The following is a 13,037-nucleotide window of genomic DNA, read 5'->3' on the forward strand; positions in this document are numbered from 1 at the left end:
CTTAATCTCCCCTTGCTCCTGCCGATGCTGAACCAGCGATTTTCGTTCTAGTTATTGTAAAGCTCACCGTCGTACCTTCCTTTTCGCGGCTGCTCACTTCCAGCCCCTTACCGTATAAGCCGATCAGCCGTTGATGAATGTTCCGAAGCCCTACCCCAATTCTGCCTTCAGCCTTGCCGGCCAGCAGCTGTGCTGCCCATTCCTCCGACATGCCAACACCGTTGTCCGACACCGAAACAGATATTCCATGTTCAATTTCCGTTACTCTAATCGTTACGGTGCCGCCGTATGATTTACGCATAATTCCATGCCTTATCGCATTTTCGACGAGCGGTTGAATGCTAAGCGGAGGAATTAGGGTAGCCAGCTCTTCATTCACTTCATACTTGACCTGCAGTCGATCCTCAAATCTAGCTTGCTCCAGCATCACATAGGATTTGACGAGCTCAATCTCCTTTTGTACGGAGACTAATCTATCCCGGTGTTGAAAATCAAAGCTTCCACGCAAATATTGACTAAGCTCCATTAACAGCTGCGCTGCCTTATCGGGATTTCCAGGGCAAATTGAAATCACGGTATTAAGTGCGTTATACAAAAAATGCGGCTTGATTTGCGCCTGCAAAAAAGCGATTTCGGACCGAACAGCCTGCTGTACCGATTGCCTTAGCTGTATGAGTGTTCGCACGCGTGCGCGCAGCTCCTTCGATTCCATTGGCTTGCTTAAGAAATCATTGATACCAGCCTGGAATGCCTTCTCCATATCGTCCGGATAGCTTCTGGAGGTTAACAGCAGAACCGGCAATTCCGACATTAGAAACCTCTCCCGTATGAAACGGGTCAGCTCTAGGCCAGACATGCCCGGCATCATCCAGTCCGCTATAACGAGATCAATATTCAAATTTTGCTGGAGCTCGTTCAGCGCTTCTGCTCCTTGCGTTGCCGCAATGACAGTATAACGCTCAACCGACAGCAGGTTCCGCAGCACCTGCAGGTTAACAGGATCATCATCCACGATCAAAATTGTGCCAGCGCTTGCCCGTTCCTCATGAAGCGCCTCGATCTCCATCCCTGCAGCAGCCTCGCTGCTGCTGTGCGCCTCCGTCAGCAGCATAGTCTTGTATGCTGATGTATCAGTTATGTGTAAAACATCGGATATAGGAGAAGTGAAATGGATAGCTGTACCCACTTGTCTCTCCGGCTCCAGCCAAATGCGGCCTCCTCCGAGCTCTACCAGCTTCTTCGTAATGCCGAGTCCAAAGCCTGAACCCTTATAGGCAGGATCGTAGCCTTCCGCGCTCTTGTAATTGCTGTGGAATACATCCTCCAAACGCTCCGTATTCATACCGATTCCGGTATCAGCCACCGTTACCATCACTCTTTCACCCAATAACGCTGCAGAAATGCTGATTTCACCTTCATGCGTGAACTTCACGGCATTGCCGAGAAGATTGTAGAGCACCTGAACAAGTCGATCCTCATCGGCATGGAGCAAAGGCATATGCTCAGGCCAGCTCTGTATAAATCGTATATTTTTGCTGCCAGCTGTATGCCGAACCACCTCGATAACGGACTCGGCAACGGTCGGAAGATGTACCGGCCGGAAATGCAGCTGAATATTGCCGTTTTTGAGACTAGAGAAATCAAGAATATCATGAATAAGGACAGAAAGACGTTTGCCTGTCGCGGCAATCATGGCAATGTGGCGCGACTGTTCTTCCGTAATGCTCCCAGCCGCCCCTTCCACGAGTGAATCCGCCATATTAATAATGCCATGAAGCGGCGTTCTCAGCTCATGCGAGGTGTTCGCTAAAAATTCATCCTTCAATACATCTAAGGTAAGCAGCCTCTGCGACAGCTGTTCAACCTCTGTATACGAGTTTGCAAATCGACTCGCTATCATCATGGCCTGTGCAATGACAAAAAACAGCATTTCATAGGATACGACCGCTAAGGTGTCAAAAATACCGAGCAGAAGCAAGGATTGCAGCACGATAATAATAAAAATGCTTAAAATACTTAGCGATTCAAAAAAAATATGGTTAGATCTTTGCAGCAAGCTTCTCAGCATAATGAATAATACAAACATCATTGTGCTGAAAGCTGTTGCAACAACTAGAGCTTCCAACTCTGAATATAAGCTGGTTGGCAGAAGAAGCGTACAAGCGATCTGCGTAATCGTCACGATTTTAAACCAGCGCAGCAGCTTGGGTGAAGTGGTTGGAAGCGACACAGTTGACGCATATAAAAGTAAAAAATAATAAATAGATGCTGCCGAGGTTGCTTGAATTTTGAGAATAACCGTATAGGACATCCATGGAACCGCCTCAGCAAGCAGCTTTTCTCCATGTGTCAGCACATATAAACAGCTAGCGAGGCATACTAAGCCTAGATAAAGCAGTGACCGCTCCTTCCTCAGCTTTCGATAGAAAAGCAGCAGGAATATAGCAGGCACAACAGAGGCTACAGCCGAAATCAGTTCCTGAAGGACTCTCCACTCCCGATTTTGAAGCACGCTCTTCTGATCGCCAAAAGAAACAGGTATGAAGATTCCCCCGGAGCTATACACATAATTAGCGACCTGAATAATAATTTCTACGGTATTTCCCTCAACAAATGTAAAGCCAACGTAAGGCACATTATTGTGCTTCGTCGTCTGAGGAACAGCCGTTGGCATTCCGCTCGCGCCTATCTCGCGGCCGTTCATGAATACCCGATTCGCCATCCGAATGTTGCCTGTATGTATGCCAAATATGTTGTCCGAAGCATTGCTTAGATGGACCACTAAACGGTAAGTACCGTAGCCATAAGGCTCTTTCGAATCCTTGGTCCCCATATATTTGTTCCATAACCCCGGTACCTCTACATAAATGGCCGACTCGTTTAATTGCCCAGCCTCCGCCTGCGCAAACGCCTCAGATGTCAGCAGCTGGTTCTGGTAAAATTCCCATTCTCCTTTTAAAGAAACAATGCCATCCTTGGAAAAATTCCAATCTCGCAAATCGATAATGCCGCCCTTGGCTACGGGCATGCCCATGCTGGAATATATCATTGAAACAATAAAGCATGCAGGCAGTACAAAGCCCAGCAGTATACTGGCTGCAATAGGCAGCTTAAGCCGATTCATCCTCTTCTCCCCATTCCTCTTCGAATGCCAGATAACTTCATCATAACTGCTGTCGCCTGAGCCCGGCAATCATTTCCTTGCTTCTGGCTCAGGCAGAAGTAAGCAGGAATGAAAAAAAAAGATGAATGCCGTTTGCGCACATTCATCTTCCTAATTCTTCTTTCAGCCATTCTCTATTCTTTCATTAATGAACGCAAATCACTGGTATCAATAACGAGATGAATATTGTTCATCGTGCGAAGCGAGCCGGAGATAATTCCCGCAAGACGCCCCTGCTCATCGAGCAGCGGTCCGCCTGACATGCCGCTTGCAATTTGGGCTGATGTGAGTATGCGGGGTCTGCCATTGATTTCTGCTTGCGGATTATTAACAATCCCCTCAGTAATAATGGGCGTGTTGCGCAGCGGATAACCGATAGCAAATACTTTCTCGCCATACTTTACAGCAGCACCTCTTATCGAAAGCTTATTATAGGGTGTTATTTTCCCTTTAGCGTCTTTGCGCTCAGGAAGCTTCAGCAGCGCCGCATCCGTAAGCTCATCATATTTAAGCAGCTTAATCGACTTGACGACACTGCCATCAGACAGGACAGCCTCGAGCAGCTCCGCACCTTTCACAACGTGATAGGCGGTTGCCGCTTGACCATCCGAGGAGATAAGCACTCCGCTGCCAACCGCAAGTACGGTGCCGTCACTGCGCAGCGCCCGCACATAAATGACAGCTTCGTTTGCCTTGCTATAAATTTGCTCTGCGTTTTGTACCGCTGGCGTCTCCGCTTCAGCACCTGTATACGAAACGATGGAAGAAATCAGGAATAGGATCAAGCACGCTACAGCCAATTTCCGATTAATGGTTAGCTTCATTTCTTATCTCCTCTTCCCCTACTTAATAACAGCTGACATAATTTCTTCATATGCCCAGTGCGATGCTGGCAAATCTTCATATGAAACAGCTATCTGTCCTTGCTTTTGCGCTCCGATGACCCGATTAATAAGAACTACCGCCTGCGCTCTTGAAATTTCATCATTTGGCCGGAACGTTCCGTTAGGGAATCCTTGTACATAACCTGCTGAGGTAAAGGCATTAACATATTTCTCTGACCAATGTCCCTTCACATCGGAGAGCGACGCCACTCCTGGCTGTGCTACAGAAAGCTTCAGCACTCTCGACATAATGACAACGAACTCGGCTCTTGTAAGGCCACGATCGCTTCTAAAGGTTCCATTCGGATAGCCTTCCACGATCCCTGCTGAAGTAAAGAAGGAAACCAACCCTTCTTCTCCCTCGCTTACGTCGCTAAACAAACTGCCTACGCTCACTTGCTCCATATCGAGCAGCAGCGAGAGCGATTTGATTAGCTCATACCGAGTCAGCGCTGCGTTTGGCTGAAATAAACCGTTCGTATAGCCTGAAATATATGGAGTTTGACTGGCATTGCTCTTCAGCTCATAATTTGCATTTGCTACCGTATAAGCAATGGTGACTACTTCATCATTTTTATTGGTCATCGCTTTAATGGTCATATTGCCAGTAATGAGAATTGGACCTATATATTGAAGACTGTTTGTTGTTGGAGCAGATCCATCGGTCGTATAATAAATGATTTGACCCTCTGGCGCAGACAAGACGAGCTTGCTGTTGCGCGCTACTGCAACTGGAGCTCCCGCACCTGCATCGATTGCCTGCTTGCCAATGACGGCTTGAATTGCCGGCTCCGTAGCAGCCGGAGGCACAAACCCTCCTCCACCGCCTGAAATGATCTGCTTCGTCCATACGCCTGATAGAATCGCACTGTTCTCTTTTTCATTTACTGCTGCGAATGCCTTTATCGTTGTCGTAGCTTTCAGCTCAATTGGACTTGTGTATAAACTTGAATACTCATCAGGCTCAGTCCCGTCAAGCGTGAAATAAATAACGCCGCCAGGCTCGTCCGTAGCCAGCTCGACCGATACCTTATCCATAAAGCTTGTTTCACCTGAAACAACCTTTGGAGCAAGCGTCGTTTCAGCAAATGGAACTGCTGGCGCATTCAGTACAATAGAGCGCTGCTTTCCATTGACGGTCAAAGTCAATTCGACGTTCCCTGCCTTGAGCAGATTGCCCTTCAGCTTGCCTGAGACTGTACTGATAGCTGCTTCACCTGATTTCACCGTCCACTGCACCGCTTCATCCGTTGTCAATTCAAAGGCTGACTTGATGCGGTTGATCGAATCGCGCTCAACTAGAATGACTGCTGCCGTTCCAAGCACAGCTGTATCCGAACCGCCAAATGCCTGAAGCCGTGGGTAGAAGCCCTGTACAGCCTGCCATATCGACGAGTCAAGCTGTTTCGGCAGTACGCCCTTCACAAGCTCCTGAGCCAATAAGCCTGCAGCTTCTGCTGTTTGTCCTGTAGAACGATTGCCCGCTCCATCATGATAAGCTGCATTTAATTTCAGCATTTGCATATTAAACACATTCTGGGAGAGTAATGCGCCATTCTCCTTCTGTCCAGCGATACCGCCAAAGAAGGTTTCCCCTTTACTCAGCTTGCTATCTACAGAAGCCGTGATTTCACCTGTATTCAAGGAATGGCTGATTGTGCCTGCTTCCGCATGGCCGGCTATGCCGCCTGCCCAAGCTTTCTCCGTTCCTTCCGAGACAATACGGCCTGAATTATAGGCATTGTCGATCAGGCCCTGTTGAATGCCTGCTATGCCGCCCGCTGCCGATTGAGCTGAAGCGGTATGGATGTCAGCAAGCGAGAAGGCTTCTGTTATGACTGCGCCTGTCTTGTTTTGACCAGCGATACCGCCAAGGGCGGTCTTAGGTTCAGAAGCTAAGCTGCTGATATTTCCGCTCATAATTGTTTTGTTGATGCTGCCTTCGTTCACGCCTGCCGCTCCGCCAACATTAGCTTTGCCGCGAACAGCTCCACTTACGGAAACGTTCTGAATCGTACCGCCGCTGCGATTGATCCCTGCGACAATCCCTGTATGATCGCCGCCCTCAACTATCGCGCCTTCGATCGCTAGATCATGAATAAAGCCTTTATTCTCCACAATGAAGCCGATTGCGGCTGCATTTCCTGCTGTGAGCATCAAGCCCTTGATCGTATGGCCTTGACCATCCAGCTCAATGCCAAAGCGGGTGATCGGCGTCCATTGCTTGCCGCCAAGATCAAGGTCTGCTGCGAGCGTTATTTTTGAAATATAAAGCTTCTCTAATGCAGCTCTGTTGTATAAACGATAGTAATCTAGGCCCGTGTCATTATAAAGCAGAACGAAGCCTTGCAGCTGCTTCACCGTTCTAATGACAGCTTCGCCTGTCGATTTCTCGCTGAGGAACGTCGTGTCCACCTCAAAATCCCAATCGCCAAGTCCAAGCCCGGCTGTCAGATCATTCTGCTGGAGTACAGCTTCCCCCAGATTGCGGCCAATTGCAGCTAGTGCGCCTTTGTAGGACGACTGCTCCACCTTGCCGTCTCTGAAGTTATAGCCGATAAATGCACCTGTATGAACATTCGCTCCACTTGCATGGACAGTAATGTCGGCAACGTCAGCATAGGCTTGCTTGATCGTTCCATCATTGTAACCAGCGAAGCCGCCTGTATAGGATCTTGTCGCACCGTTCGTTCCTGTAGTCTGTATGCTAGGAGCAACGGCATACGCGTTGCTGATCGTCGCGTTTCTCTCTACAGCAGCCGCAAAGCCGCCGCTCCGGGTATCAAAGCCAGAGCCCTGAACGCTGCCTGCTGCATAGGCATCTGTAATGAGATAATGATCCACTGAACCGGCAAAGCCGCCAGCGTAAGCTCCTGTCCAGCCCTTAACATCCACGTTTCCTTTCGCATAAGCCCACTGAATAAGCGCCTCACGTGTGTCGGAATCACCCAAAAGTCCAGCAAAGCCGCCAGCATAAATGGTATTGTCCGGGTTCGTGCAAAGAACAACAATCGATACGTTTGTTGTGGAATTTGTAATGCGGGTATAATCCGCCATCCCTACAAACCCGCCTACATGCGCCGATGGCACAACGTTCTGCTGTGTAACCGCAGTGCCTAGCATAATTTTTTCACCATTTGGAGCTACAGCCTTTGTATAATGAATTTCACCGCCGGCAGAGACTCCTGCAACACCGCCGATCGAATAGATGCTGCCCGCTTTAGCTTGAATGCTGCTTTGTGCTTCCGAGCTTACGATGATCCCATCATTAAAGCCCGTTAAACCGCCAATCGCAACACTTTTGCCGCCATGCACAGCGATATCCGAGATGACCTTCGATTGATAGATGGAAGCTGTGCTGTTCTTGCCGGCGATACCGCCTACAAACAAATCAGCGCCGTGCTCACCCTCAACTGCCATAGGCTTGCCACCCTGAACCTTGGCATCATAGATCCCATAATAGAAAGGAATTAAGCTGCCAAAGTCAAACGGCCGATCACGATCCGAGGACGCTAAAATGCCAGCTACCCCGCCAATCGCGCTTTCCCCTGAGCTTGCCGTAATCGTAAAGTCTGAAATGACTTCCGCCTTATAAAGGATTGCATTTTGCGCAAGACCAGCAATGCCCCCAGCTGTCACGCTCTCTCCCGCCGCTTCAATAACCGCGCGGAAGCTTGGGCGAGCCATAGCAGTATCCGTCAGCTTGCCAGCAATTCCGCCAACTACAACGGCTTCGGAATTCGCTGTTATTTTTATTCGAACCTTCTCAATGACTGCATCCTCGATATCGAAGCTGCTGCTTCCGCTGCCTGTCTTCGTACCAATGACGCCGCCCACCGTGCTGAGGCCTGTGAGATGAGGACCCTCGCCACTGCCAATAACCTTCAATTGACGAAGCTGGCTGCCCGCATCAGAGCGTCCGATCACACCACCCAAAATCGACTGCTTGCCTGTCGCTTCGAGCTTTCCATCCGATATGTTTAATGTGATATGCTCAGCAATGCCCGATACATGATTTCCGATAACACCGCCCACAATGCTGCGTTCACCCGTCACAAAAATACGTGATTCCGCTTTAATGGACAGCTCCTGCTTGCCGACATTTCCTGTCTGTCTTCCAATCATGCCGCCCACAATAGCATCATTTTCCGAGCTGCTGATGGTTCCTCCTTGCAGATCCAGCAGCTGTGCTTCATACGGCGCAGCGTTGTCTCCGATTATACCGCCAGCAATAGGCTGCGCTCCTGTTCCTTCAATAAAGCTTGCATCCTTAAGCGCAACCGTCAAGCCAGTGAAAGCACCAGTATTGCTACCAATCACACCGCCTACAATGCCGCCTGTTACGCTCGCATGATCCAGAAGCGTTATATTGATGTTCGACACACTGCCTTTATTAAGTCCAGCGAGAGCACCTGTATATCTGGTGCCCGCAACGCCGGAAGGCTCCATAGTTACGTTCTCAGCTTTTCCATTTGTACCAATAACCCCGAGCAATCCCGCATAATCCTGAGAGGAAGCGACTGTAAGTCCATCGATCAAGTGATTTCCACCCTCGAGTGTCCCCTCAAAGGCATGGTCCTCATCCTTACCGATAGGAGTCCATTGCTTGGATTGAATATGGATCGGATTTAATAAACGAATCGTTCTGTCCGCAAAATCAAACTTCTCTAGTCCTGGAATGGTTCCGTTGACGATAGCCGCAAGTCCTGCCAGCTCCGCTTCCGTTCCGATATCGAAATAAACAGCATCTTTATCCAGCATATACCAGCGAATATTCGCATTAACATCGTTGCTGCCGCCGCCGTCATTGTTCGCGCTGCGATTCAGCTCCGGATATTTGTAGCTGGCATTGATTGAGCCGTATTTCCAGGATTCATTGAAGTCCCAGCCTGACAGCGCCGGGAATACCGCCCGATCGCGAAGCGTTGCTTCCAATATCGTGCTCAGCCTTGCATGCACGTTCAAGAAACGATGGTTGCCATCAGCAAAATCCGGCAGATCCTTATTAATATTGTGATCCTCATCCTTCACGTAGAAGGATTTATAAAGCAATTCTTTGCTTGCATTGTCATATCGTCCTGCAAAGCCGCCCGCAAAAGCGCCATTCGATGCTGTTACCTTCACAGCAGAATAGCTTGTCGAAACCTTGCCTCCGGTAATGCGTCCAATAAAGCCCCCTGCGAAAGAATTGGCATTAACCGCCTTTACATCCCTGGCTGTATAGGAATCGGTTATATATCCCGCAGCGTGCTCCCCGACAAGGCCGCCTGCATAGCTATAAGCTCCGTTTGCCGTGACATTGGCTACGCTGTAGGACTTCGCAATCTCACCTGTATTACGGCCAACCAAGCCGCCTAGAGCAAGAGAGCGCACTGCGGTTCCGTGCGCAAGAGAGGAAACCTCCGTATCCACGTAAGAGGCTAGAATACTTCCTGCGTTCTCGCCGACCAAACCGCCGACCAACGCATTTTCACCTTCTATTTTAAGATTGGCATTGGAATACGTATAATATAAAGTTCCGCTTGCATGGTTCAAGCCTACTAATCCGCCTACAACTCCGTTATTCGCTTTGAAGTTTACCGGAATTTTGTCAGCGATGCTGTTGTTCGCAATGAGGCTGCGATTCTCGCCCACCCAGCCGCCGGTTACAGTGGCTGGAGCCGTGATGCTGACGACGCCAACAAAGCGGCTTTTTTGTATCGTGCTTGCCGCTGTCGCTGGATCCATGTCAGCATCAGTGGCGCGTGCGTCATTTAGCCCAACAAAGCCGCCTGCTATCGAAGCTGCTGCTGTCGCATTCACTTTTAAATTCATATCTTCCGCATAAACATTTGAAATGATTGCTGTATCCGTGCTTCGGTTATAGCCGGCAACGCCGCCTGCAACCGCGTGATCACCATTAATCGTTAAATTGATTTTGCTCGCTACAAGACTATCCAGCAGCGTATCTTTCGAGAAGCCTGCGATACCGCCAAAATAGCCATTAACCGCAGCAGCTGTCGTAGATACAACTAAATTTTCTATATTCGTTTGTACCGCATCGCCTTTAATTTCGCCAAGCTCGATTCGGCCCGCGATTCCTCCCGCTGCAACTCCGCTCGCTTTAATAGAAAGCATCGCATACTGCGGCACCTCGGAGCCCACCGTTGCATTCACGATCTTCGAATGGCTTGCAAGCCCGACGATTCCTCCGATATGGCTGTTAGCACCCGAAGCCGTAATCATTGGTTCGCCTTCTGCATGAACCGATCCATAGGAAATGACGGCTGCCCCGCCGTTCTCATCTCCTATCGAATGTCCTGCGATACCACCGGCGGCTGCATTTGCTCCGTTAGCATGAACAACGAGGTTTATTACTCCATTGTCAATTAAAGCTCCCGTGTTTCTTCCTGCAATTCCACCAAGCTCATTGGCTGTCCCATTTGCCGTGATCGTTATATTCACTGACCGCCCAAGAGGAACATAACCCGCATTTTCACCATACAAACCACCCAAATGCACCTCATTGCCCTGAGCAGCCAGTTCGATGTCACTCGCCCACAGAATGCTTGCCAGCGGATCAATAGCCGCATAGTTCACGCCGATGATCGCTCCTGCATTGACGGAGCTCGCTGGCACAACGATTTTGGCGTTGTCTACCTTCACGCTCACGTTAGGCGAATGATTCACACCGATCGCTCCGCCGGCATTGCTGTTCTCCGCTTGAATGTTGAGCTGCATATGTTCAACCACAACTGGATTATCGTGCTCGCCAACAGCTGCTTCTGCTGTCAATAAGCCAGCTACCGCTCCGAGTGTGTAGTTGCTTCTGCCTGCCTCGCTGATCAAACCGATTTGAGCCGCGCTGCTTTTCACGACGGACAAGAGACCCGTGTTCATTCCCACGATACCGCCAACCGTTACGTTACTGGCAGCAGCCTCGATGACGACGTTATCTTCCATCTGCTCGTCAACAAAACCTACGATCGCTCCAGTGATCACTCCCTGTGCTTTGCCGGCTACCCCGCCAGCCGTACTGCCGGCTGTTTTCACTTTAAGTGCGGCCATTCTCACGGTAGCACCGTCAATCGTACCCTTCAGCTCGCCCGCGATGCCGCCAGCGATGCCATCCGATGAAACCTGTGCAAAGCTGCTTAGTCCATTTCCTGCATAGACCTCCGTCAAGCTTCCGCCATGAACTGAACCGACGATTCCTCCCGTATAGACTTCGTCGCCGCCTGTAACGTCCAGTTTCCCTTGGAAGGCGCTATTGCTTATTGCACCATTAACCAAATACCCGATAATTCCACCGGTTCGCACAACTTGTTCGGTGCTTGACGATGCCGCCGTTACCTTCAACTCCTGCGCAAACGAAGCATCTGTTAACGTTCTATCGCTTCCTTCCGCGACCATTCCGACAAAACCGCCTGTATAAAGCGCTGCTTGTCCATTAACCTCAATATTCGCTAAGCTTAGCACGTTGCTGCTTGGCTCTCCGGAAACTTTCGCATACGCCCGATTGGAAATAATTCCTCCCGTATATACGCCGCTTCCGCCATGAACGGTTATTTTCCCGTTATTCGAATAGCTGTCTTCGACTGCACTCGCAAGCATTACGCGATTGCTGGCGAAGCCAACAAGCCCGCCGGTATAAGCCTCATTCGGCTCACCGGATACTATGACCTCTGCCGTATTGTGAGCTGCGTTATTAAAACGAAGAGCGCCCGATATGTTGCCGATTAAACCGCCGGTATAAACATTCGCAGCTCCACTTGCCGTAATAGCCGCCACATTCGTGAAGCTCTTGTTCCAGGTAAGTGAGCTGTTGACATATCCTGCAATGCCGCCTGTGTAAACATTAGTGCCGCCCTCATTAAGGACGGGCGCGCTGTTCTCGAAAGCAACATCGAATACGATGCTGCTTTGCTGCGCGGTTATAGCCCCTATCAGACCGCCAGCATAAGCACCTCTAGCATCTTTAGAATCAACCTTAACTGCTCCGCTGTTCACTGTCGCATTGGAGAAGCTGATTTCCGCTTCAGCCTTGCCGACAATTCCCCCTGCAAAGCTGACATCACCAAAGGCAGCTGTTACAGCTGCTGTATTATGGATTGGTGTAGCTTGATCCTCCATCAGCAAGGCCCCGGAAGCATGTCCAGCAATACCTCCAGCATAAACTTCATAAGCGTCAGTGTTTCCTGCACTGATCGCTCCTTCATTCGTGGTTTTTTTAATAATAAGACCATTGTTAGACGCACTGCCCGTAATACCGCCAGCGTAAGCATAGGCACCTGACGCCTCTACTGAATTGAGATTCGTAGAATTAGAAATCGAGCCTTCGCCTTCGCCTACGATTCCTCCAGCGTAAGCATGCTGTCCCTCAGCGCTTAAATAGATAGGAATGGCGTTCGTAATGTTGTAGACCGTACTGTTGTTCACCATTTTACCTACAGCTGCTCCAGAGTAAGTAGACTGCGTAACCGAATTGATGTTCATTTGGCCGTTTAAGAAATGAAAACCACCCACGGTAGCGCCATCCATATAACCGACAAGACCAGCATATACGCTGCTCGTATCCACACTCATGCCTTCAATTGCAAAAATATTAGCACTTTCCGCTACGAGCGTGCCTCTGAATGGGTTCTCATCCGTTCCGATCGGCACCCAGGTATATCCAGCCAGATTAAGATTGCCTGTAACCGTCAATATTTTCCCTCTAAAGCCATCGATAAGCTTTCCGTCTGCCTTAGCTCCGTCATTCACCAGCTTCGCGATTCCCGCAAGCTTCTCTACGGTATCAATCGTGAAGGTGTTGTAATCCTCATCGTACCAATCCACCTCTGCATGCTCTGTCCAATGATCCGAGCTTGCGGTCAGAATCGATACGCCGGCAAATACGGCTATCGCTGCGCCGAGTAGAGCAATGACAATCCGGAAGATCAGTTTTTGCTTCAATACCATTTCCACACCGCCTCTAATTAGTATCTGAACCCTCCACAGCTCCGGGCATT

At 49.6% G+C, this 13,037-nt stretch carries 3 protein-coding genes; all 3 read right to left on the bottom strand.

Annotated elements, in window-relative coordinates; translation table 11 throughout:
• Nucleotide 1: 1 nt before the first annotated feature.
• The 3 genes from MHI37_RS28650 to MHI37_RS28660 all read right to left on the bottom strand — a co-directional run bounded on the left by MHI37_RS28650 (nt 2) and on the right by MHI37_RS28660 (nt 12,987).
• A complete protein-coding gene (locus MHI37_RS28650; protein WP_076336269.1) occupies nt 2–3,124 on the bottom strand; it encodes an ATP-binding protein in 3,123 nt (1,040 codons plus the stop codon).
• Between the two features lie 173 nt (nt 3,125–3,297).
• Complete coding sequence (locus MHI37_RS28655; RefSeq protein ID WP_076336270.1) at nt 3,298–3,987, bottom strand: serine protease; 690 nt, start codon at nt 3,985–3,987, stop codon at nt 3,298–3,300.
• Between the two features lie 18 nt (nt 3,988–4,005).
• Nucleotides 4,006–12,987, bottom strand: coding sequence for a chitobiase/beta-hexosaminidase C-terminal domain-containing protein (locus MHI37_RS28660; protein WP_076336271.1), 8,982 nt, complete (start codon nt 12,985–12,987; stop codon nt 4,006–4,008).
• Between the last annotated feature and the right edge of the window lie 50 nt (nt 12,988–13,037).

The organism is Paenibacillus sp. FSL H8-0548 (assembly GCF_038630985.1).
Taxonomy (GTDB): domain Bacteria; phylum Bacillota; class Bacilli; order Paenibacillales; family Paenibacillaceae; genus Pristimantibacillus.